The organism is Nocardia sp. NPDC059228 (assembly GCF_042754245.1).
Taxonomy (GTDB): Bacteria; Actinomycetota; Actinomycetes; order Mycobacteriales; family Mycobacteriaceae; genus Nocardia.
Map to the genome: position 1 here is coordinate 784055 of NZ_JBHZAL010000001.1, position 21813 is coordinate 805867.

Below are 21813 nucleotides of genomic sequence, written 5' to 3' on the forward strand. Positions count from 1 at the left end.
TTGCCTATTCATTCCGATGGCGAATGATGGCGAAACCCTGCACATCCTGGCGTGATATCCGCTTGCTACAGCGTGTGAAATAGATCACTTTCACATTGTCGATAATCGGTCAACCGTGACGGTAGCGTCATTGCCCGATTCACCAATAGCTTTTCTGCCGGGGAAATATGGTTCTCAATGCTGCCGCCCCCGCGGTCGATCTCCAGGATCTCCAGGAACCGAGCCCGCCGCGGCCCACCTTCGCTACGGCGTGGGTCCTTCTACTAGCCGCACTCAGCGGGGCCTTTCTCGCCGTCCCCACGCTGCGCTACGACTTCTTCGGCGACGAACTGTATTTCGTCGCCGCGGGCGCGCACCGCAGCATCACCTACGCCGACCAAGGCGTGCTCATACCGCTGATGGCCCACCTGGCCGACGCCGTGGCGCCCGGCTCGGCGCCCGTGTTGCGATTGCCGGCGGTCCTGATGACCGCGGCCGCAGTGGTGATCAGTGCCGCGGTCGCCTACGAACTGGGCGGCTCGCGCACCGCGCAACTGCTCGCGGCCGCCGCCTACGGGGTCTCGCCACTCGCCGCGACCCAGGCCGTCCAGCTGAGCACCTTCTCCTTCGACGCCACCCTGCAGGCCGCCGTCATCTGGTTGCTGATCCGTTGGATCCGCACCCGCGACGACCGTCTGCTCATCGCGCTCGGCCTCGTCGCCGCCATCGATCTGCAGGTCAAATGGTTCATCCCCACGATCCTGCTGTGCCTGGGCGCGGGCGTGCTCGTCGCGGGACCGCGGCAGCTGCTGTGGCGGCCCGCGCTGTGGCAGGGCGCGGCGATCTTCGCGGTCTCCGCGGTGCCCGGTCTGTGGTGGCAGCACACGCACGGCTGGCCGGCGCTGGCCATGAGCAAGGTGATCGGCGCCGAGCAGGACGCGGCCGGCGGCGGGCCGCTCGCGTGCATGCCGCAGATGATCGGACTGACCGGTTTGCTGGGCGGGCTGCTCGCCGGCTGGGCCTTCTGGTGCCTGGCCCGGCAACGCTGGCTGCGGCCCTACCTTTTCATGCTCGTCGCCTCGGCGCTGCTGGTGCTCGTCGTCCTCGTCGGGCACGGACGGCCTTACTACACAGCGGGATTCCTGCCCGTGCTGTTCGGCATCGGCGCGGCCTCGCTGCCCTACTCGGTGAACGATCGCGGCGGCCGATTGCTGCGGGTCGTCGCGCCGCCGATCGTGGTGCTGTCGCTGGCCATCATCGCCGCGCTCGTGGCCACCCTGCCGCAGCCGCCCTCCCGCGTGCACGGCGCCATCCGGAACCAGGCCGACTTCGCCATGCGGACCAGCATTTTCGGCTCCTCGGGATGGTCCGATCTGACCGCGAAGGTCGCCGACGCCTACCGGCAGCTCCCGGAGGCGGAACGCCCGAAAGCGATCATCGCCCAGAACTATTGGCAGGCGGCCGCGATCCAGAACTTCGGGCGCGACTACGACCTGCCGCCCGTCTACAGCCCCAACCGCGGCTTCGGCTACTTCGGCCCGCCGCCGTCGGACACCGACGCCATCCTCTACGTCGGCCTCGACAGCGCCGAACCCACCCTGCGGCGGCAGTTCGGCGAGGTGACAGTCCGCGCGCACCTGAACATTCCGAACGGATTCCCCGGCGTGAACAGCGATATCGCCATCGCGGTCTGCCGTGAACCCGTGCATCCGTGGCCCGAACTCTGGCCCACCATGATGGATCTGCGCCTGCCGCTGGGCATTTGAGCAGCACCGCCGCAGCGCATTTGAGCAGCACCGCCGCTGGGCATTTGAGCAGCACCGCCGCAGGGCATTTGAGCGGCGTCTACTCGTAGAGCCCCTCCACATGCCAGGCGCTGTTGTAGCCGAGCAGGAGCAGCGCGCGCAGGCGGGTGGCGTCCTCGGCGTCCAGCTGCACCTGGGCGCGGGCGGCGAAGCCGTGCTCGAAACGGTGTGTCCACCAGCGATCGTCGACCGGCCAGGGTCCGGCCCAGCCGGTCAGCCGCCAGGAGCTGCTGCCCCAGTGCAGGTGGGCAGGATCAGCGGTGAACAGGCCGCGCTCGGTGACCCAGATCGGGGAACCGTCGGCAGCCTCCAGGCGCACCTCCGGATGATGGGTGAGCACCAGCGCCGGAGCGGGCTCGGGAAGCCGGCCGGGCCAGGGCTGGGCCGGATCGGTCGCGGGCACCGGCTCGTCACCGAGGGTGACCATGGTGATGCGCTCCCCCGGGCCGCGGCCGCCGCTGAGCACACCCATGCGCACCGCGTCACCGCCCAGCAGACTCTGCACCCGGATCAGCGCGCGGCGCGCCCGCTCCTCGTCCTCGCCGACCCCACCCCACAGGCCGAGCTGCAGGGCGCCGGCCGACACCACCTCGACGGGTTCCAGGCGCAGGAGGGTGACGGCCGCGTTCGGGCCGGCATCCCAGTCGTCGTGCGCCTCCGGTGAACCGGGAGCCGCGGCGCGGGTCCGGCCGTGATCGAGGGCACGGCGGGTGAGCCAGCCGTCGAGCTGCCAGCGGATGCGGTCGGCGGTGCTGTCCGGGGTGAGCGGTTCGGCGCAGCGCCAGATGCGGGAGAACTCCTCGCCCGCTTCGGTTTCGGCGTGGATGACCAGGCGGGTGCAGGCCACTGCGGCGGCGGAGAGCTTGGTGTGCAGCTCGGTGGCGAGCAGGCGGCCCGCGAAGGCGGCCATGTCGACGCGTTCGATCGGGGGATCGCAGCGGTGCTCCACGGTCAGGTCGGCGGCGGGCAGGCGAGCGGCGGGCGGGCGCTCCGGGACCGCGCGGGCGCAGCGGTGCGCGATGATCGCGTCCGCGCCGAACCGCGACGCCACCTCGGCGGGGGTGAGGGCCGCGAAGTCGCCGATGCGGCGCAGGCCCAGCCGGTGCAGCAGGTCCACCAGTTCGACGCGCTGCGGCGCGGCCAGCACCGGTTCCACCGCCAGCTCCGAAACCGGCATGGGCGCAAGGAATTCCGCGCCCCGGCCGGGCGGGACCAGGGTGGCGCGGCGGGCGGCGAAGACCGCGGTGGACAGCTCGTCGGCAATGCCGATCTGGCATTCCACGCCGACCGCCGCCACAGCGTCCACCAGGCGCTCGGCGGCGGCCTCCTCGGAGCCGAAGAACCGCGCCGCGCCGCGCGCGGAGAGCGCCAGCATGCCCGGGCGCAGCACCTCCACGCCCGGCACGGTCGCGTCCACGGCCGCCACCACGGATTCGAACAGACGGGCGTCGCGATCCGGATCGTCCTGTGCCACCAGTAGATCCGGGCAGCGGCCCTGAGCCTCCCGCTTTCGCAGACCCCGGCGGATCCCTTCCGCCCGTGCCACCGCCGTACAGGCCACCACCCGATTGGCCGCGAACACCGCCACCGCGCGAGTGGCCTCCGTGCCCGCCTCGGCGGCCGCAGCCACCGCGGGCCAGTCCGGGCACCACACCACGAGCACCCGCCGCGCCTTCACGACCGGCCTGCTCTCGCGGCGCTACCGCAGCGGTAGGCAGCCGGACGACAATCGCGGCGGTCAGCTCGCGACACGACGCCCGCCCACACATGGGGGCACCCGGAAGGCGCGGGAAACCCGCTGCGCCGCAGGCGCTATCGCCTGGCCGGCGGCGGTCGGGGCGGCGGTCGGCGATCGGTCAGGACGCGACATGACGCGCCGGGCGCAGTGGTTCGGGAGCGGCGGCGGGCCGGGCGGGGTCGGGGGTGGCGACCCATTCGACGCGACCGTCGGCGGGGCTGAGGGCCAGGTGGCCGGAGCGGGGTTGGGCGGAGCGGCCGCGGACGGAGACGTCGAGGCGGACGGTGCGCAGGCGGCCGCAGCCGCGGCCCAGGCCGCTGTATCCGGCGACCCGGGTGTCGATGTGCAGGGCGGAACCGGACCAGGAGCCGTTGGTCACCATCAGGGTGGAGTTCTTGCTGCGGGCGCGGGCGGCGAGGATGCGGGCGCGGGACATGGGGACGGCGAGACCGTTCAGCCCGAGAACCACCAGGTCCAGGCCATCCAGCAATACGGAGGCAACTTCGAGCGGGTCCGGTCCGGGATCGGAGACCACCGCCAGCCGGTCGAGCCGGGCCCCCATCTCCGCGGCGGCCAGCAAGCCCAGCCGCGGCAGCCCGACCACCGCGGCATGCCCCCCGGAGCTCGTCACCGCGGCCAGCAGCCCCGAGATCAGCGACCCCGCGCCGTTGTAGACGACCACCGACCCCTTGGCCAATCCGCCATCGGGTAAAAGGTTTTCGAGCGCGCCCGGCACCGGCAAGGACTCCCGCCGCGGCTCCTCGGACACGGGCACATGGGCCGCCACCTCGGCCCCGCGCGCGGGCACGGCGGCCATCCGCCGCCGCAACTCGGCCAACTGCGCCCGCCTGGCCTCCGCAGCCGCACCCATCCAGTGACCACCTCCCAGTCGACGGGACCCAACCTCGGCAACGCAAGCCAGCACCGAGCCAGCTACCTAACATAATCGAAAATTTGTTCGATCAATGCACAGTAGAACTCGAATCCCAGGACGCGTCAAGAGGCGTGTGATCAAGCGCCGTATCCGTCACGCTGCCCGAGCGTCAGCGCGGGGAGTCAGTCGAGGGTGATCACCACGGTTTCGCCGTGGCGGGTTATTTCGATGCTGCTGCCTGCCGGAGCTTCGGCAGTGAGCAGGACATCGCGTATTACTTCGATCGCCGCGCGCCAATCGTCGATCACTGTCAGGGGGAGATCGTCGACCCAGCTGCCGTCCCTGCGGCCCACGCGGGCGGGTCCGTGCTTGGTGGTTCCCAGTCCGGCGGCCCGGAGGGCGGCGTTGAGAAGAGGCTTCAGCTGTGATGCCGGGCCGTTTCGAGGGGCTTCGGAGGAGGAAACGGGCAGGTAGGCGTGGGCGTGGTAGCGGCGAGGCGGTGGGGCTGTGTGGCCGGAGCGGGTTCGCGGCAGGGTGTGCGGGTCGACGCCGAGGAGGAGTTCGGTCATGACCAGGGCGCGGAGTTCACCCGCGCCGGGGGACAGCGCCGACAGGACGGACCGGTCGGTGCAACCCACGGTGTGCAGCGCGGTGGTCAGGGCTGTCCGATGCGCCGCTGTCGGATCGGCGGCGAAGGTCCGGGCGGCCGCCTCCACCTCGGGGTGTCTGGACCAGGGCTGGTCGCGGACGGCCGCGCAGCGGGCGCGTGCCCGGTCGACAGCGGTTGCCAGTGCGGCGAAGGGGAATTCGGGATCGTCCGGGTCGCGCATCGAGTACAGGTCGCCGGCGGGGTAGTCCGGATCATCGCGATAGGGATTGTCCGGCTGCTCGACGTAATCGAGGTACCACCAACCGGTTTCGTCGTCCTGCAGCCAATCCACGCCGAATGCCCGGATATCGCCGTGCGCGGCATAGGCGCGCCGCTGATAGGGGTCCAGGCCCGGCAGGGCGGCGAATACCTCACGCAGCAGCGGGACGGCGATCGCGGCGTCGGCGTCGGTGCACAGCGGGGCGAAACGGCCGAGCAGGGCCAGGTGCGGGCCGGGGTAGGCCGCGTCGGGGTCGGACAGTGCGGTGGCCCGGCAGATCAGGTCGACCTCGGACCAGCGCAGGGCGTGCGGATGCCAGTGCGCGAGATCGTCCCAGCCCAGCTCGACCGGGCCGGTGGCGCCGGGATGGCGCAGGGTCAGCGAGGAACCGTAGAAGCCGGATGCGACCCGGAATACGTACCCGTCGCCGAGGTCGTACTCCGCCTCGAAGTCGTCGTACTCCTCCTCGCGGTCGGCGCGGTCCCCGCCGGGCACATCGGAGGCGTACTCGTCGAGAAAGCTCGCGGCCCAGAGCTCGGGTCGCGAGAACAGGGATCCGGCTGCCAGACCTCGGTCATGCCGAGATCCTGCCAGGTCCGATCCTCTCGGCAACCCTTGGGGCGCACAGGCTTCGGTGTGCCGCGGCGTGGAGCGCCGGGTGTCGCAGGGCGGTTCCCGGGTCAGCGGGTGCTCACCAGTAGGTGCCCGGGACCAGCCGGGCCGCGCGGCGCAGGGCGGTTCCGGTGACGCGGACCGCGGGCGGGACGGTGCGGCGGCGTTGCGGGACAACGATGTCCACGTCGGCCGTCTCCGGTTCGGGCACCGCCTCGCCCTTGGCGGCGGGGGAGTCGGGGATGGCGCGGTAGTAGCGGTGCAGGACCCGCTCCTTGATGCCGGGCGCGAACATGGAGCCGTACTCGGCCAGGGTGCCGAGCGGCACGTCGATGCGGCGGGGGCGCTCGGTGAGGGCCCGCACGATGAGCGCCGCCGCCCACTCCGGGGACTGGGTGCCGGCGCCCTGATCGCCGCTCGGGGCGATCATGGGGGTGCGGACCAGCGGCATGTGGATGGTGGTGAAAGTGATATTGCTGGAACGCATTTCGGCCGCGGTCACCTCGGCGAACTTGTCCAGGGCGGCCTTGCTGGCCAGGTAGGCGGCGAAGCGCGGGGTGGCGACCTGGACGCCGGCGCTGGAGATGTTCACGATGTGACCGTCGTGGCGCTCCCGCATGCCGGGCAGCAGGCCCAGGGTCATGCGCACCGCGCCGAAGTAGTTGACGGCCATGGTGCGCTCGAAGTCGTGCATGCGGTCGGTGGAGCGGTGCACGGCGCGGCGGATGGAGCGGCCGGCATTGTTGACCAGCATGTCGACGTGCCCGTGGGTGTCGAGCACGGCCTGCAGGGTCCGGTCGACCGAGTCCTGATCGGTGACATCGCACGGGTAGCCGAACGCGGCGCCGCCCGCGGCGGTGATCTCGTCCACCACGGTGGACAGCTCGTCGGCGCGGCGGGCCAGCAGGATGACGACCGCGCCCTTCTCGGCGACGGCGAGCGCGGCCGAGCGGCCGATGCCGGAGGATGCGCCGGTGATGACGACGTGCTTGCCGGCCAGATCGCGGCGGGCGCGCCGCCGGGCCAGGTAACCGGTGCCGTTGTCGGCCGAGCTGTCGGGCCTGCCCGTCGCCCCGCCGCCACCCCTGACCGAATCGCTTCGCGATGCCATCATTTCTGCTCCCTTGCAGGTGAAATTGCCTCGAACTTACTCCAAAGTAAGTTACCGCGCCACGGTGTGGTTGCCCACCCCTGAATCGGCCTCCGGGGATTTGGCGCGTGCCGCTGTAGAGACCAATCGGTTTCGAATGTATGTTCGATACTCGAGACCGGTCGGATTGCGGAAGGAGGTGCGTCATGGGCTGGCACAACGGCCCGCCTTCGTGGGCGGAGATGGAACGGGTGCTGTCCGGACGGCCCGATCCCGCGCGCAAGTCGGTCGACGGCGACGGCGGCGACAGCCCGGCCTGGTCACGGAAGCGGGAGAAGTACGAGGCCGGGGAACTCGGGCGGGTCGCGCGATCGGCGGTGCCGTACGCCGAGCTGCACACGCACTCGGCCTACAGCTTCCTCGACGGCGCCAGCCAGCCCGAAGAACTCGTGGAGGAGGCCGTGCGACTGGGCCTGGAGGCCCTCGCGCTGACCGACCACGACGGGTTCTACGGCGTGGTGCGGTTCGCGGAGGCGGCGCGGGAATGGCGGATGCCGACCATCTTCGGCGCCGAGCTGTCCATCGGAACCGCGGCCCGCGCCGGTGCGCACCTGGCGCCCCGCGGGCGGCGGCGCGGCCGCGAATCCGAGTCGGACGCACTGAATTCCGAACCGCGTACCGGCACACCCGACCCGGCCGGACCGCACCTGCTGGTGCTGGCGCGCGGGCAGGAAGGGTACCGGCGGCTGTCGCGGGAGATGGCCGCCGCGCACATGGCGGCGGGGGAGAAGGGCATCCTGCGCTACGACCTGGAACGGCTCACCGCCGCGGCGGGCGGGCACTGGCACATTCTCACCGGCTGCCGCAAAGGGACTGTGCGACAGGCGCTTCAGCAGGGCGACGCGGCAGCCGAGGCGGCGCTGCGCGATCTGATCGACCGGTTCGGGCGCGAGCACGTGAGCGTGGAGCTCACCCACCACGGCATCCCCGAGGACGATGAGCGCAATGCCCGGCTCATCGCCCTCGCCGACCGGGTCGGGCTGCCCGTACTCGCCACCACCGGGGCGCATTTCGCGGCCCCGCCGCACCGGCGCCGAGCCATGGCGCTGGCCGCCATCCGGGCCCGCTCCAGCCTCGATGACATGGCCGGCTGGCTGGCCCCCACCGGCGGCGCGCACCTGCGCTCCGGCGACGAGATGGCGCGGCTGTTCGCCGCCTGCCCCGAGGCGGTGGCGAATGCCGTTGCGCTGGGCCGGGACTGCGCGTTCGACCTGCGGCTGATCGCGCCCCAACTGCCGCCCTTCGACGTGCCCGACGGCCACGACGAGAACTCGTGGCTGCGCGAGCTCACCCTCCGCGGCGCGGCCCGCCGCTACGGACCCCGGGCCGGGAACCCGGACGCCTACCGGCAGCTGGAACACGAACTGGACGTGATCGCCACCCTGCACTTCCCGGGCTACTTCCTGGTCGTGCACGACATCGTCAGCTTCTGCCGCGACAACGACATCCTCTGCCAGGGCCGGGGTTCCGCGGCCAATTCGGCGGTCTGCTACGCCATCGGCATCACCAATGTGGACCCGGTCGCCAACAAGCTGCTGTTCGAACGGTTCCTGTCGCCGGAGCGGGACGGGCCGCCCGACATCGACGTGGACATCGAATCGGATCGGCGCGAGGAGGCCATCCAGCACGTCTACGCCAAATACGGGCGCGAGTACGCGGCGCAGGTGGCCAATGTGATCACCTATCGCGGGCGCTCCGCGGTGCGGGATGCCGCACGCGCCCTGGGCTTTTCGACCGGACAGCAGGACGCCTGGAGCAAACAGGTGAGCCGCTGGACGGGCGTGGCGGAAGAGCAGCACACCGACATCCCCGGCGACGTGCTCGCGCTGGCCGGTGAATTGGAGGGGCTGCCAAGGCATTTGGGCATCCACTCCGGCGGCATGGTGATCTGCGACCGGCCCATCGCCGATGTGTGCCCGACCGAATGGGCGCGCATGGCCGATCGCAGTGTGCTGCAGTGGGATAAAGACGACTGCGCGTCGGCGGGACTGGTCAAGTTCGACCTGCTCGGGCTGGGCATGCTGTCGGCGCTGCACTACATGATCGACCTGGTGGCCGAGCACAAGGGGCACACCGTCGAACTGCATCGGCTGGACCTGGGCGAGGAAGCCGTCTACGACATGCTGTGCCGCGCCGACTCCGTCGGCGTCTTCCAGGTGGAGTCCCGCGCGCAGATGGCGACCCTGCCGCGCCTGAAGCCGCGGAATTTCTACGACCTGGTGGTGGAGGTGGCGCTCATCCGGCCGGGACCGATCCAGGGCGGGTCGGTGCACCCCTACATCCGGCGCCGCAATGGCAGGGAGAAGCCCGATTACGACCATCCGGCACTGGAGAACGCGCTGGAACGCACCCTCGGCGTGCCGCTGTTCCAGGAGCAGCTCATGCAGATGGCCGTGGACGTCGCCGGATTCACCGCCGCCGAGGCCGATCAGCTGCGCCGCGCCATGGGATCCAAACGGTCACCGGAGAAGATGGAACGGCTGCGGGCCCGCTTCTATCAGGGCATGAAGGACCTGCACGGCATCACCGGCGAGGTGGCCGACCGCATCTACGAGAAGGTGTACGCCTTCGCGAATTTCGGTTTCCCGGAAAGCCATTCGCAGAGTTTCGCCTCACTGGTGTTCTACTCGGCGTGGTTCAAGCTCCATCACCCGGCCGCCTTCTGCGCCGGACTGCTGCGCGCCCAGCCGATGGGGTTCTACTCGCCGCAGTCGCTGGTCGCCGACGCGCGACGGCACGGGGTGGTGGTGCACGGGCCCGACATCAACCACAGCCTGGCCGAGGCGACCCTGGAGGCGCGGGGCCTGGAGATCCGGCTGGGGCTGGCCGCGGTCCGGCACATCGGCACCGAGCTGGCCGAACAGATCGTGGCCGCCCGCGAAATCGGGCCCTACACCACGTTTCTCGACCTCACCGGGCGCGTGGAGCTGAGCGTGCCACAGGCCGAAGCGCTGGCCACCGCGGGCGCGCTGACCAGTCTCGGCGGCACCCGCCGCGAGGCGCTGTGGGCGGCGGGCGCGGCCGCCGGGGAACGGCCCGACCGGCTGCCCGGCACCGGCGCGGCCACCGCCGCACCCGCCCTGCCCGGGATGAGCGCACTGGAGCTGGCCGCCGCCGACGTGTGGGCCACCGGCGTCTCGCCCGGCAGCTATCCGACCGAATTCCTGCGCGAGCGCCTCGACGCGCTCGGCGTCATCCCCGCCGCGCAACTGCTCGACATTCGCGACGGCACCCGGGTTCTCGTCGGCGGCGCGGTCACCCACCGGCAGCGTCCGGCCACCGCTGGCGGGGTCACCTTCCTCAATCTGGAGGACGAGACCGGCATGGTGAACGTGGTCTGCGCGGTCGGCCTGTGGGCCCGCTACCGCCGCCTGGCCACCACCGCGCCCGCCCTGCTCATCCGCGGGCGGGTGCAGAACGCCGAGGGCGCGGTCACCATCGTCGCCGACCATCTGCAGCGCATGGACCTGCGCATCGAGGGCCGTTCCCGCGACTTCCGCTGAACGCGGCCGCCGGCACCATATTTCGTTGTCGCATCGAACGGCTCGCCCCGCACTTCGGGTGAGATGCAGGGCGCGCCAAGGGTTTTCGCCTGGATCGGCGAACGGCTAGAAGTCGCCGCCGGAATCGCCGCCGCCACCGAAGTCACCGCCGCCACCGGAGTCGCCGCCGCCGAAATCGCTACCGCCGCCGAAGTCGTAGTCGCCGCCGCCTCCGCCCCACTCCTGGGGGCCGGGGTCGTAACCGCCGTAGCCGCCGGACTCCGGGGGCGGGCCGTATTCCGGGCCGCGGTCGCGCTCGTGTTCGCCTTCCATCCGGCCGAGTTCGTAGCCGAGCAGGCCGCCGCCCAGGGCGCCGCCGACCGCGCCGAGACCGGCCGCAGCGCCGGGGCTCATGCCGGGACGGCCACCGCCGTAGGGCGGCGTGGGCGGGGCGCCGTAGCCCGGGCCACCCTGGGCGTAGCCGCCGCCGAAACCACCGCCGCCGAACGGGGCGGGCGGGGGCTGCGGGGTGCCACGGCGACGGCGGACGAACGCGACGACCGCCGCGATGATGCCGCCGATGACCAGGATCGGGCACAGCAGGCCCAGCCAGCCCCAGCCGCTGCTCTTGCTCTCGGGCTTGGCGGCGGGCTGGTGCGCGGGGGCCGGGTTGCCGGCCTTGACATTGGTGGGCGCGGCCTGATCGGCGGCCGTCTTCAAAGCGCCCAGCGCCGCGATGGTCGCACCCGTGTAATCGCCGCTGCCGAGCGCGTTTCCGAAGGCGGTCCCCGCGGGCGTGGTGTCGCGGATGTGGGAATTCGCGCCGGTGCGGATGGTCAGCCACTTGGTCTTGGTATTGATGGCCAGCACCACGTCGGTCGGATTCTTGACGTGGGTCTGGGTCTCCGTGTCGAACTTGGCCCGATCGTCGGAGTACTTCTCGGTGGTGAAGATCTGCACCGGATCCGTCAGCTGCAGCGCGGCATTCGTCACCTTGGTGACATCGAGCACCTTGGAATCGTCGTGAACGGTGACCGGCCCGGCCGCGGCCGTACCCGTCGCCAGCAGGATCACCCCCGCCACCGCCGACAGCAGCAACAGCAAACGCTTGACCATCTGAACTTTCCTTCCCGGGCGACCTTCCTGCCGCCGCGGCATCGCCTGCGACACTACGACGTCCCCGCCTCGATCGCTGACCTCGAGCCTGTGCGTGGTATCGCAGGCCCCACCTGTTAACCCGGACCCCGTCCGCGACAATGGGGTCGGGCGCGGGAAGGGAGTGCGGCGTGTCGACAGTGGTCCGGGCGACCATCAAACCCGGTAGCAAGAAGGGGCCCCTGGTCGAGATCCTCGACGACGGCGCGCTGCAGCTGTACGTGCGCGCCCCGGCGGTGGAGGGCAAGGCCAACAAGGCAGCCATCGAGCTGCTGGCCGCCCACTACGGCGTCCCCAAATCCGCGGTCCGCCTGACCGGCGGCGCGACCTCCCGCTTCAAGCGCTTCGAAATCGACGACTGATCCCGGAGACTCAGACCGCGCCCGGAAAACCCAGCTGCCGCCAGGCCTCGTACACGGCGACGGCCGCGGCATTGGACAGATTCATCGAGCGCCGGCCCGGTAGCATCGGGATGCGCAGCTGCTCGGTGACGCGGGGATCGGCGAGCACCTCCTCGGGCAACCCGGTCGGCTCGGGCCCGAAGAGCAGCACATCGCCCGAGCGATAGGCGACATCGGTGCTGTGGGTGGTGGCCGTCGCGGTGAAGGCGAAGACCCGTTCGGGCCGAATGGCATCCCACGCGGCGGCGAGACTCTTGTGCACGGTGACAACGGCCAGGTCGTGGTAGTCCAACCCGGCCCGGCGTAGCTTCGGCTCGGATAGGTCGAAGCCGAGCGGTTCGATCAGGTGCAGTTCGCAGCCGGTACCGGCCGCCAGCCGAATGGCATTGCCGGTATTCGGGGGGATGCGAGGTTCGAAGAACACGAGATGGAACACGGGCTCCAGCATCGCAGAGGGCCGGATAAGCTCGTCCGGTGACTCCAGCCCATGCCGCACCCGAGAGCCGTAGCAGTCGCGCGGGGGAGTTCGTCCGGGGCAATCTGCCCATACTGCTGGTAGCGGTGGTGCTGGTGGTGGCCGTGGTCTTCCTGGCCTGGGACCGCTGGCGGCGCGGCACCTTCTTCTTCGGCGGCGGGACGCTGCTGGCGGCGGCACTGCGGCTGATTCTGCCGACCGACCGGGCCGGTCTGCTCGCGGTGCGCAGCAAGGGTTTCGACGTCGCCTGGCTGACGGTGCTGGGCGGCGCGATCATCACGCTGGCCGCGACCATCAGCAGCCTCGGCGTCACCTAGACCGCGCCGAGGTCGGGGCCGCGACCGGAGTCGCGGCACTGAATGTTCGATCGGAGGGTGGCCGCGAACCCGCGGCGCTGGGGGATTGCTAGACCGAGGTTATGCGGCGGCCGAGCTCACGGCGCAACACTTCCTGGTCCGGGAGTCTGTGCAGGACACGGAGTATGGCCGGGCGAAGTTCACGCTGCTCGTCCTCGGAGAGCAGATCGACGAGATCGCGGAGATCCATGTCATCGAATGCGGCGGTCATGCCTGAATACATTACGTGTGCCGAGCCTTGCGCACACGCATTCCGGGCCGTCGGTTACGGAGGTGTCATGTATGTGAAACCGGAAGCGCGTCACGGCAATTCGCGCGAAACTGACACGATACGCGGGGTAACGCGCCTCCGGTGAGGCAGCGGAGATACAGCGGACGGGCAGCGTTGTTTCAGCGGTCCGACTCGCGCTGGGCGCGGGCCAGATCCATCGTCTCGAGCATGAGTTTGCCGACCGCCTCGGTCTCGGTCAGGAACCCGTCGTGGCCGTCCCGGGACCGGATGATCTCCAGCCCCTTGGAACCCGGCAGCAGATCGGCCAGCTCCTGCAGGGTCCGCAGCGGGAACAGCCGATCCGAGTCCACCCCGCCGACCACGCACGGCACCGGCGTGGACGCCAGCGCCGCCGCGATACCGCCGCGGCCACGGCCCACATCGTGGCGATTCATGGCCTCGGTGAGCAGCACATAGGTGGCCGGGTCGAACCGCGAGATCAGCTTGTCGGCCTGGTACTCGAGATAGCTCTGCACCGCGTAACGCCCACCCGCCCACGGGTCCTCATCACCCTGGGCATGGTTCTCGAAGCGGTGGTCGAGCTCGAACTCGGTGCGGTAGGTCAGGTGCGCGATGCGCCGGGCGATGCCCATGCCGGTCATCGGGGCGCGCCCGGTGCCGTGGTAGTTGCCGCCCTGCCAGTCCGGATCGGCCGTGATGGCGGCGATCTGGGTGGTCTGGGTGCCGATCTGGTCGGCGGTGCCGCGCGGGCCGACCGCCAGTACCAGGGCCGCCCCGACCCGCTCGGGACGGGCGATCATCCACTCCAGCACCCGCATGCCGCCCATGGAGCCGCCCACCACGGCGGCCAGGCGGTCGATGCCGAGCAGGTCGAACAGCGTGATCTCGGCGGTCACCTGATCGCGGATGGAGATCTCGGGAAACCTTGCGCCCCAGGGCTTTCCGTCCGCGGCCAGCGAGGACGGCCCGGTGCTGCCCTTGCAGCCGCCGAGCACATTGGTGGCGATGACGCACCACTCGCGGGTGTCCACCGGCGCGCCGGGACCCACGATGCCGTCCCACCAGCCGGCCTGGCCGTGGTGCACGTCGGCGGGGCCCACCACGTGCGAATCACCGGTCAGCGCGTGCTCCACGAGCACCACGTTGTCCGCGTTCGCCGATAGTTCGCCCCACCGCTGCACAGCCAGCGTGACATCGGGAATGACGGCTCCGGTCTCGAGCTCGATATCCCCGATGGCAATGCTGCCGAGCGTCCCGTCGGGCGGCGGCAGCAGCAGCTCCGCCGCGTGCCGGGACGTGCTCGATTCGATATTCACGGTCAACTTGCCGCCGCCGTCAGTCCGGCGCGCAGATCCGCCAGGATGTCGCCGATCCCCTCGATACCCACGGCCAACCGGACCAGACCAGGGGTGACGCCGGAAGCCAGCTGCTCGGCGGGCGTCAGCTGGGAATGCGTGGTGGAGGCCGGGTGGATGACGAGCGAGCGGACGTCCCCGATGTTAGCGACATGGCTGTGCAGCACCAGCGCCTCCACGAACTTCTTGCCGGCGTCCACGCCGCCGGCCAGCTCGAAGGAGACGATGGCGCCGACGCCCTTGGGCGCCAGCTGTTTGCCCCGCTCGAACCACGGGGAGCTGGGCAGCCCCGCGTAGTAGACCTTCTCGACGCCGGGCTGCCCGGCCAGGAACTCGGCCACCGCCTGGGCGTTGGCCACGTGCCGCTCGACGCGCAGGCTCAGCGTCTCGATGCCCTGCGCGATGAGGAAGGCGTTGAACGGCGACACCGCCGCGCCCAGATCGCGCAGCAGCTGCACCCGCGCCTTGAGCGCGTAGGCCGGCGCGCCGAGATCGGCGAACACGGCGCCGTGGTAGCTGGGATCCGGGGTGGTGAAACCCGGGAAGCGGGACTCGCCCGCCGCGTCCCGCACGGTCCAGTCGAAGCTGCCGCCGTCCACGATCACGCCCGCGACCGCGGAGCCGTGGCCGCCCAGGTACTTGGTGGCCGAGTGCACGACGATGTCCGCGCCCAGCCGCAGCGGCTGGATCAGGTACGGCGTGGCGACGGTGTTGTCCACGATCAGCGGCACGCCCGCCGCGTGCGCGACCTCGGCGATGCCCGGGATGTCGAGCACCGAGCTGCTCGGATTGGCGACCGTTTCCCCGTAGAACGCCTTGGTGTTGGGCCGCACGGCCGCGCGCCACTGCTCGAGATCGTCCGGATCCTCGACGAAGCTCACCTCGATGCCCAGCTTGGGCAGCGAATAGTGCAGCAGGTTGTAGGTGCCGCCGTACAGGTGCGGGCTGGCCACGATGTGGTCGCCGGCCTGCGCCAGATTCAGGATCGCGTAGGTTTCCGCGGCCTGACCGGAGGCCAGCAGCAGCGCGGCCACACCGCCCTCGAGCGCGGCGATGCGCTGCTCCACCGCGTCCTGGGTGGGGTTCATGATGCGGGTGTAGATATTGCCCGGCTCGGCGAGCCCGAACAGCGCGGCGGCGTGATCGGTGTCGCGGAAGGCGTAGGAGGTGGTCTGGTAGATGGGCAGGGCGCGGGCTCCGGTGGCCGGATCGGGAGCCTGTCCGGCGTGAATCTGCTTGGTCTCGAAGGACCAGCCGGCCGGATCCAGGGCGCCGTCAGCCGAGACGGCCGCGGGCGCGGTCGAGTCACTCATGTGTTCTGCTCCAAAAACAAGGTCGCCGAATGGCGGAAGTTTGACGTTATCGAGAGGCGAATGGGCTTCGACAACAACACATTTCGGTAGACCTCCTAGTTGCGCTTGCGTTCGGCCTTCGAACGCCCGGTCTGCACCCGTAGCACCCCGCCGCAGCTGGAGGGTTGCCGATCAGCAAGCCGGGGCCTTAACGCTGATGCTCTTGACCTGTTGCGCGATTCTAGCGGGCGGACGCCGCTGTTTCGGAAGTGGGGCTGGCCACAGCGGGCCCCGCGCAGGTGCGCACGAATTCGTGATAGGCGCCGACCACGGCCTCCGCCATGCGGCGCGGTGATTCGATCAGACGCTCGTCGGCGAACCCGGAATCGAAGTCCGATTCGGTGCCGGCCCGCATGATGGCGTGGAAGGTGCCGAGCAGCAATCGAACTCGCAGATCCGCGACGGTGGTGCCGAGGCGGTCGGCCAGCACCTGCGCGGTCTGCTCGGTCTTGTTCTCGGTGGCAGCCATGCTGCACGCCCGCACCGCGGCGGTGGACCGGATGATGCGCTGCATCTGCTGGAACCAGCGGAAGGGCAGCGGTTCGTCGTGGTCGACGACACGGTCCACGATGGACAGGAAGCTGTCCAGCAGCGCTTTCAGTTCGTTGCCGGTGCTCGGCTGCTCGCGCAGCGCGTCCGCGTGTGCCCGCGCCCAGTCGGCGATGGGCGCGATGACGATGTCTTCCTTGCTGTCGAAATACCGGTTCACGGTGCGCGGCGAGACGTCGGCCTCGTCGGCGATCTGTTCCACGGTGGTGGCGTCGAAGCCCTGGTCGTCGCACAGCCGCAGGGCGACGTCGATGATCCGCGCCCGGGTCTGTTCCTTCTTCCGCTCACGCAGGCCCGGCCGGTGACGTGCGATCACACCGAGGTGAGTTGACAACTCCGACATACCTCCATGGTAAGGGTTCGATCGTTTCTAGTGTCCCACTATGCCAACTGTCGCAGTGCGACAAATTTCTCTTGACGCCAATTGGCCGCAGGGGTCAAGATGGTCGAGGGTGTCCCGGACCGTCCGTGAGGAGACGACATGACCGCCGCGACCACAACACTCGAAGACCGATCACAAAGCTCGGACCGGCGCGGAGCCGCGCGCTGGTGGGCCCTGGGCGTACTCGCCATGGCCCAGCTGATGGTGGTGCTGGACGCCACCATCGTCACCATCTCCATGCCGTTCGCCCAGCGTGACCTGGGCATCAGCGACGGCGACCGACAGTGGGTGCTCACCGCCTACACGCTGATTTTCGGCGGCCTGCTGCTGCTCGGCGGCCGCCTCGCCGACTACCTGGGCCGCCGCCGCATGTTCCTGATCGGCCTGGTCGGCTTCGCCGGGGCGTCGGCGCTGGCCGGGCTCGCGCAGAACGGCGCGGAACTCTTCGCCGGGCGCGGGCTGCAGGGCGCGTTCGCCGCCCTGCTCGCGCCGGCCGCGCTGTCACTGGTGTCGGTCACCTTCACCGAGGCCAAGGAGCGCGCTCGCGCGTTCGGCGTCTTCGCGGGTGTGTCCGCGGGTGGCGCGGCCATCGGCCTGATCGTGGGCGGCGCGCTCACCGAATACGCCAACTGGCGCTGGTGCCTGCTGGTCAACACCCCGATCGCGCTGATCGCCTTCCTGGGCGCGCTCGCCTTCGTGGTCCGGGACGTGCCCGCGCCGCGCACCGGCGGCTACGACCTGCCCGGCGCGGTGACCGCCACGCTCGGCCTGGTCTCGGTGGTCTACGGCTTCAGCCGCGCGGCCTCCGACGGCTGGACCGCGAGCACCACCCTGGCCCTGCTGATCGCGGGCGTCGCGTTGCTGGCCGCCTTCGTCGCCATCGAGCGGCGATCGTCGAATCCGCTACTGCCGCTGCGTATTCCGGGGGAGATCAACCGGGGCGGCTCGTTCCTGGTGGCGCTGCTGCTGCCGATCGCCATGTTCGCCATGTTCATCAACATGAGCTACTACTTCCAGATCACGCTGGGCTGGTCGGCGCTGAAGGCGGGGGTGGCGTTCCTGCCCTTCCCGATCGGCATCGTCGTCTCCGCGGGCGTCGCGAGCGGGCTGCTGCCGCGGATCGGGCCGCGGCCGCTCATGATCACCGGTTCGGTGCTGGGCATGGCCGGGCTGCTGTACCTGTCGCGGCTGAGCTTCGGGGACAGCTACGCCGGGGGCGTGCTGCCGGCAGTGATTCTTATCGCGCTCGGCATGGGCGGGCTGTTCGTGGCCATGCAGACCACGGCGCTGCATCAGGTCGAGGAGCGTGACTCCGGTGTCGCGAGTGCGCTGCTCAATGCCGCGCAGCAGGTGGGCGGTGCGATCGGCACCGCGCTGCTGTCGACGATCGCGGTGCAGGTGGCCGAGCGGTTCGCGAAGAACAATCCGGGCGTCGACCACGTGATGGCCCGGGCCGCGATTCATTCCTACGACATCGCGTTCCTGATCGGCGCGGGATTCTTCCTGGTGACCATTCCGATCATCGCGTTCATGGTCCGGGACAAGCCGGAGAATCTGCTCGAAGGTTCCGAGCACGTGCACGTGGGAGTCTGACTACCGGCTATTCACCCGCGGGTCGCGGCAACATATATCCCGCGGTCCGCGGGTTTGGGGGTTGCCGCGGGCCGCGGGTTTTCGCATCCTGGAAAGTGCGTAAAGTCACGCGAAAAGCTACTTATCGGTAACCGCACTGAATCCCGCACAGCGGGGGCCACCCGAGCGGTGAGATCGATAGCAGCAGTACGCTTGTCTTGCTTGACGCCACAGCGTACGTGGACTTGGCACCACAGGTCCCGTGCCGAGCGCCATGCGTATACGTTGTCTGTTGAACAGCTGGGGTCCGCTACAAGCGGTGCTCACCGGCCGTGCAATGGGAGCACCACCTTCCTAGGAGGACACGAAGATCCATGTCCAAGATCAAGGTTGAAGGGACCGTCGTCGAACTCGATGGCGACGAGATGACCCGGATCATCTGGCAGTTCATCAAGGACAAACTGATCAACCCGTATCTCGATGTGAACCTCGAGTATTACGACCTCGGCATCGAGTATCGCGACAAGACCGATGATCAGGTGACCATCGACGCCGCCAACGCCATCAAGAAGCACGGCGTGGGTGTGAAGTGCGCGACGATCACCCCCGATGAGGCCCGCGTCACGGAGTTCGGTCTGAAGAAGATGTGGCGGTCGCCGAACGGCACCATCCGCAACATCCTCGGCGGCACCATCTTCCGCGCGCCGATCATCATCTCCAATGTGCCGCGTCTGGTTCCGGGCTGGACCAAGCCGATCATCATCGGCCGCCACGCCTTCGGTGACCAGTACCGCGCCACCGATTTCAAGGTGCACCAGGCGGGCACCGTCACCCTGACCTTCACGCCCGAGGACGGCTCCGAGCCGATCCAGCACGAGGTCGTCCGCATGCCGGAAGACGGCGGCGTGATCATGGGCATGTACAACTTCAAGGACTCGATCCGGGACTTCGCGCGGGCCTCGCTGAACTACGGCCTGCAGCAGAACTACCCGGTGTACATGTCGACCAAGAACACCATCCTCAAGGCCTACGACGGCATGTTCAAGGACACCTTCCAGGAGGTGTACGAGACCGAGTTCAAGGACGAGTTCGACGCGGCCGGTCTCACCTACGAGCACCGCCTGATCGACGACATGGTCGCCTCCGCGCTCAAGTGGGAGGGCGGCTACGTCTGGGCCTGCAAGAACTACGACGGCGACGTGCAGTCCGACACCGTGGCGCAGGGCTTCGGCTCGCTGGGTCTGATGACCTCCGTGCTGCTCACCCCGGACGGCCGCACCTGTGAGGCCGAGGCGGCGCACGGCACCGTGACCCGGCACTACCGTCAGCACCAGCAGGGCAAGCCCACCTCCACCAACCCGATCGCCTCGATCTTCGCGTGGACGCGTGGCCTGGCCCACCGCGGCAAGCTGGACAACACCCCCGAGGTGATCGGCTTCGCCCAGACGCTCGAGGATGTCGTCATCAAGACGGTCGAGTCCGGCCAGATGACCAAGGACCTCGCGCTGCTGGTCGGCGGCGACCAGGGCTACCTGACCACCGAGGAGTTCCTCGGCGTGCTGGACGCCAACCTGGCTCGCGAGCTGCGCTAGAAAAGAAGTTCCCAACCCTCGGGACTCTCAGGGGCAAGCCCCCGAAACCCCAAGGGCAAGAGGTTGTTCAGGGGCCACCCCTGAAACCCAGGAGCGCAAGCTCCCACGCGCCGACCAACGTGAACAGCGCGAAGCGGTGAAGATGGCGGCCGGGACCACAGTCCCGGCCAGGACCATCCACCGCGCCACACGGGCACCTGCCCCCACCGGAACCGGTGGGTGGGCGGGTGCCCGAACTGTTTTCGGGGTTCTCCCGGCCGTGATCACGAAACGTTCACACGGTCCTTGCAAGCATGGCCGCGTGTCAACGGGTTAACGCACCCGGCCGGACGGTCAATACCCCTGTGACAGACGGGGTTCGGCCGCGGTACGCGCGGCGGCGAAGGAGGAGCGATGACGGCGATCGGTGGCGAGCTGCGCACTGTGGTGCGGGGCCGGGTCCTGGTACCCAGGGACGAGGGTTTCGAACAGGCGAGCACCCCGTGGAATCTCGCGGTGCGGCAGCGGGTTTCGGCGGTGGTGGAGGTCGCGGACGCGGCGGACGCCGCGGCGCTGGTGCGGTTCGCGGCGGCGGCCGAGCTGCCGCTGAGCACGCGGGCGACGGGGCACAGCCCCTCCACGGCGGCGGACGGGACCGTGCTGGTGACCACCCGGGCGCTGGACGGGATCGAGATCGACGCCGCGGCGCGGATGGCACGGGTGCAGGCGGGGGTGGCCTGGCAGCCGGTGCTGGAGCGGGCCGCCGCGCACGGATTGGCCGGAGCCTGCGGAAGTTCCGCGGTGATCGGGGTGACCGGGTACACGCTGGGCGGCGGTGTCGGCTGGTTCGCGCGCAGCCGCGGCTACGCCGCGCACGCGGTGCGAGCGCTGGAGGTGGTGACCGCGGACGGCGATCAGCGCCGCGTGACCGCGGACGCCGAGCCCGACCTGTTCTGGGCACTGCGTGGCGGCGGTGGCGATTTCGCGCTGGTGACCGGCATGGAATTCGAATTGTTCGACGCGACCGAGCTTTTCGGCGGGCGCATACTGTGGCCGGCCGAGCGGACCGAGGCGGTCGTCGCGGCCTTCCGGCGGGCCACCGCGGAAGCCGAAGAGGGACTGAGCCTTTGGCTGACTCTCCTGCAATTCCCCCCGTTCCCCGAGATTCCCGAGATGCTGCGCGGCCGGGCCATGGTGGCCGTGGACGTGGTCGCGCTGGGCGCGGTCACCGGCCCGCTGCGGTTGTTCGACGAGATTCCGGGTGCGGTGCTGGACACCCGGCGGCCGCTGGATGCCGCGCAGGTCGGCGGCGTCTGCATGGAGCCGACCGACCCCAGCCCTGCCCGGGTGCGCGGTGAGCTGCTCACCGAGTTCTCCGCACGGGTGAGCGACGCGCTGCTGGCCGCCGCGCCGCAGGGCGGGGTGGGGCCGCTCGCGCTGGTCCAGGTCCGGCACCTGGGTGGTGCGCTGACCCGGCCGCGCGCCGACGCGGGCTGTGCGGGCGGGATCGCCGAGCCGTACCTGTTGTCGCTGCTCGGCCCCGCGCCGACCGCGGACGTCGAGGCGGCCGTCGTCGAGCGCAGTGACGCCGTGGTGGATGCGCTGCGTCCGTACCTGAGTGGCCGGAAACCGTTCACCTACTTGGATTCCGGCGAGACCCCGGCCGCGGTCTTCGATCCGGTCACGCTGGCGCGATTGCTGGAGATCAAGGACCGGTTCGACCCGGATGGCTTGTTCCGCAGCAACTTTCCCGTCATTCCGCCGCTCGGCGAGGCGGATCCCAGCCGGGTCGCCGCACCGGTCACGGTCTGACCGGGGGCGCGCGGGCCGTCCGCCGGGACCAGCGTCCCGGCGGGCACGTGGCGTGGGCCGGCCCATGATCCGGGCCGGTCGGTGAGTGAAAT

At 70.0% G+C, this 21813-nt stretch carries 17 protein-coding genes and 1 riboswitch; of the genes, 7 read left to right on the top strand and 10 right to left on the bottom strand.

The features are described 5' to 3' along the window. Window positions 1-167 precede the first annotated feature (167 nt). Window positions 168-1745 (top strand): ArnT family glycosyltransferase, encoded by a 1578-nt coding sequence (locus ACFXKA_RS03350; RefSeq protein WP_379425740.1) that lies wholly within the window; start codon window positions 168-170, stop codon window positions 1743-1745. Window positions 1746-1824: 79 nt separating this feature from the next. Here ACFXKA_RS03350 and ACFXKA_RS03355 read toward each other — a convergent pair whose 3' ends face one another. The 4 genes from ACFXKA_RS03355 to ACFXKA_RS03370 all read right to left on the bottom strand — a co-directional run bounded on the left by ACFXKA_RS03355 (window position 1825) and on the right by ACFXKA_RS03370 (window position 6991). Then, the gene (locus ACFXKA_RS03355; protein WP_379425742.1) at window positions 1825-3462 is read right to left on the bottom strand and encodes a DNA polymerase Y family protein; all 1638 of its coding nucleotides are present in this window, start codon (window positions 3460-3462) and stop codon (window positions 1825-1827) included. Between the two features lie 178 nt (window positions 3463-3640). Continuing rightward, window positions 3641-4393 carry a hypothetical protein gene (locus tag ACFXKA_RS03360; RefSeq protein WP_379425743.1) on the bottom strand — a complete coding sequence of 251 codons (753 nt, stop codon included), beginning with the start codon at window positions 4391-4393 and terminating at the stop codon, window positions 3641-3643. Between the two features lie 185 nt (window positions 4394-4578). Beyond that, window positions 4579-5760 carry a hypothetical protein gene (locus tag ACFXKA_RS03365; protein WP_379425744.1) on the bottom strand — a complete coding sequence of 394 codons (1182 nt, stop codon included), beginning with the start codon at window positions 5758-5760 and terminating at the stop codon, window positions 4579-4581. Between the two features lie 196 nt (window positions 5761-5956). Further along, on the bottom strand, window positions 5957-6991 hold the full coding sequence (locus tag ACFXKA_RS03370; RefSeq protein ID WP_379425746.1) for an SDR family NAD(P)-dependent oxidoreductase: 1035 nt from the start codon (window positions 6989-6991) through the stop codon (window positions 5957-5959). 182 nt (window positions 6992-7173) lie between these two features. Between ACFXKA_RS03370 and ACFXKA_RS03375 the strand changes: the two genes are divergently transcribed. Then, entirely contained in the window at window positions 7174-10530 is a 3357-nt protein-coding gene (locus ACFXKA_RS03375) for an error-prone DNA polymerase (RefSeq protein WP_379425747.1), read from the top strand. Window positions 10531-10635: 105 nt separating this feature from the next. On the opposite strand, the gene ACFXKA_RS03380 is transcribed toward ACFXKA_RS03375, so the two are convergent. Beyond that, entirely contained in the window at window positions 10636-11625 is a 990-nt protein-coding gene (locus ACFXKA_RS03380) for a hypothetical protein (protein WP_379425749.1), read from the bottom strand. 140 nt (window positions 11626-11765) lie between these two features. On the opposite strand from ACFXKA_RS03380, the gene ACFXKA_RS03385 reads away from it, so the two are divergent. Continuing rightward, window positions 11766-12026 carry a DUF167 domain-containing protein gene (locus ACFXKA_RS03385; RefSeq protein WP_379381855.1) on the top strand — a complete coding sequence of 87 codons (261 nt, stop codon included), beginning with the start codon at window positions 11766-11768 and terminating at the stop codon, window positions 12024-12026. A 10-nt stretch (window positions 12027-12036) separates the two neighbouring features. Here ACFXKA_RS03385 and ACFXKA_RS03390 read toward each other — a convergent pair whose 3' ends face one another. Continuing rightward, on the bottom strand, window positions 12037-12501 hold the full coding sequence (locus ACFXKA_RS03390) for a tRNA (cytidine(34)-2'-O)-methyltransferase (protein WP_379381857.1): 465 nt from the start codon (window positions 12499-12501) through the stop codon (window positions 12037-12039). A 38-nt stretch (window positions 12502-12539) separates the two neighbouring features. Between ACFXKA_RS03390 and ACFXKA_RS03395 the strand changes: the two genes are divergently transcribed. Beyond that, window positions 12540-12857: a DUF3017 domain-containing protein gene (locus ACFXKA_RS03395; RefSeq protein ID WP_354830246.1), complete on the top strand. Its 318-nt coding sequence runs from the start codon at window positions 12540-12542 to the stop codon at window positions 12855-12857. Between the two features lie 88 nt (window positions 12858-12945). Here ACFXKA_RS03395 and ACFXKA_RS03400 read toward each other — a convergent pair whose 3' ends face one another. The 4 genes from ACFXKA_RS03400 to ACFXKA_RS03415 form a co-directional block, all read right to left on the bottom strand. Next, a complete protein-coding gene (locus ACFXKA_RS03400) occupies window positions 12946-13107 on the bottom strand; it encodes a hypothetical protein (RefSeq protein ID WP_167659831.1) in 162 nt (53 codons plus the stop codon). Window positions 13108-13286: 179 nt separating this feature from the next. Continuing rightward, window positions 13287-14405 carry a homoserine O-acetyltransferase gene (locus ACFXKA_RS03405; RefSeq protein ID WP_379425889.1) on the bottom strand — a complete coding sequence of 373 codons (1119 nt, stop codon included), beginning with the start codon at window positions 14403-14405 and terminating at the stop codon, window positions 13287-13289. Window positions 14406-14446: 41 nt separating this feature from the next. Then, window positions 14447-15796 carry a bifunctional o-acetylhomoserine/o-acetylserine sulfhydrylase gene (locus ACFXKA_RS03410; protein ID WP_379425751.1) on the bottom strand — a complete coding sequence of 450 codons (1350 nt, stop codon included), beginning with the start codon at window positions 15794-15796 and terminating at the stop codon, window positions 14447-14449. A 96-nt stretch (window positions 15797-15892) separates the two neighbouring features. After that, window positions 15893-16004, bottom strand: a riboswitch (SAM riboswitch). Between the two features lie 12 nt (window positions 16005-16016). After that, window positions 16017-16727 carry a TetR family transcriptional regulator gene (locus ACFXKA_RS03415; RefSeq protein WP_354830241.1) on the bottom strand — a complete coding sequence of 237 codons (711 nt, stop codon included), beginning with the start codon at window positions 16725-16727 and terminating at the stop codon, window positions 16017-16019. A 138-nt stretch (window positions 16728-16865) separates the two neighbouring features. Between ACFXKA_RS03415 and ACFXKA_RS03420 the strand changes: the two genes are divergently transcribed. From ACFXKA_RS03420 to ACFXKA_RS03430, 3 genes are all read left to right on the top strand, one after another. Continuing rightward, window positions 16866-18359: an MFS transporter gene (locus tag ACFXKA_RS03420; protein WP_354830240.1), complete on the top strand. Its 1494-nt coding sequence runs from the start codon at window positions 16866-16868 to the stop codon at window positions 18357-18359. Window positions 18360-18712: 353 nt separating this feature from the next. Further along, complete coding sequence (locus tag ACFXKA_RS03425; protein WP_354830238.1) at window positions 18713-19930, top strand: NADP-dependent isocitrate dehydrogenase; 1218 nt, start codon at window positions 18713-18715, stop codon at window positions 19928-19930. A 393-nt stretch (window positions 19931-20323) separates the two neighbouring features. After that, window positions 20324-21721: an FAD-binding oxidoreductase gene (locus tag ACFXKA_RS03430; RefSeq protein WP_379425752.1), complete on the top strand. Its 1398-nt coding sequence runs from the start codon at window positions 20324-20326 to the stop codon at window positions 21719-21721. The last annotated feature ends 92 nt before the right edge of the window (window positions 21722-21813 follow it).

Coding starts and splice junctions, on each gene's coding strand:
- ACFXKA_RS03350 (WP_379425740.1), top strand. CDS start 168: ATGGTTCTCAATGCTGCCGCCCCCGCGGTCGATCTCCAGGATCTCCAG.
- ACFXKA_RS03360 (WP_379425743.1), bottom strand. CDS start 4,393: ATGGGTGCGGCTGCGGAGGCCAGGCGGGCGCAGTTGGCCGAGTTGCGG.
- ACFXKA_RS03370 (WP_379425746.1), bottom strand. CDS start 6,991: ATGATGGCATCGCGAAGCGATTCGGTCAGGGGTGGCGGCGGGGCGACG.
- ACFXKA_RS03375 (WP_379425747.1), top strand. CDS start 7,174: ATGGGCTGGCACAACGGCCCGCCTTCGTGGGCGGAGATGGAACGGGTG.
- ACFXKA_RS03380 (WP_379425749.1), bottom strand. CDS start 11,625: ATGGTCAAGCGTTTGCTGTTGCTGCTGTCGGCGGTGGCGGGGGTGATC.
- ACFXKA_RS03385 (WP_379381855.1), top strand. CDS start 11,766: ATGGGGTCGGGCGCGGGAAGGGAGTGCGGCGTGTCGACAGTGGTCCGG.
- ACFXKA_RS03400 (WP_167659831.1), bottom strand. CDS start 13,107: ATGACCGCCGCATTCGATGACATGGATCTCCGCGATCTCGTCGATCTG.
- ACFXKA_RS03410 (WP_379425751.1), bottom strand. CDS start 15,796: ATGAGTGACTCGACCGCGCCCGCGGCCGTCTCGGCTGACGGCGCCCTG.
- ACFXKA_RS03415 (WP_354830241.1), bottom strand. CDS start 16,727: ATGTCGGAGTTGTCAACTCACCTCGGTGTGATCGCACGTCACCGGCCG.
- ACFXKA_RS03420 (WP_354830240.1), top strand. CDS start 16,866: ATGACCGCCGCGACCACAACACTCGAAGACCGATCACAAAGCTCGGAC.
- ACFXKA_RS03425 (WP_354830238.1), top strand. CDS start 18,713: ATGTCCAAGATCAAGGTTGAAGGGACCGTCGTCGAACTCGATGGCGAC.
- ACFXKA_RS03430 (WP_379425752.1), top strand. CDS start 20,324: ATGACGGCGATCGGTGGCGAGCTGCGCACTGTGGTGCGGGGCCGGGTC.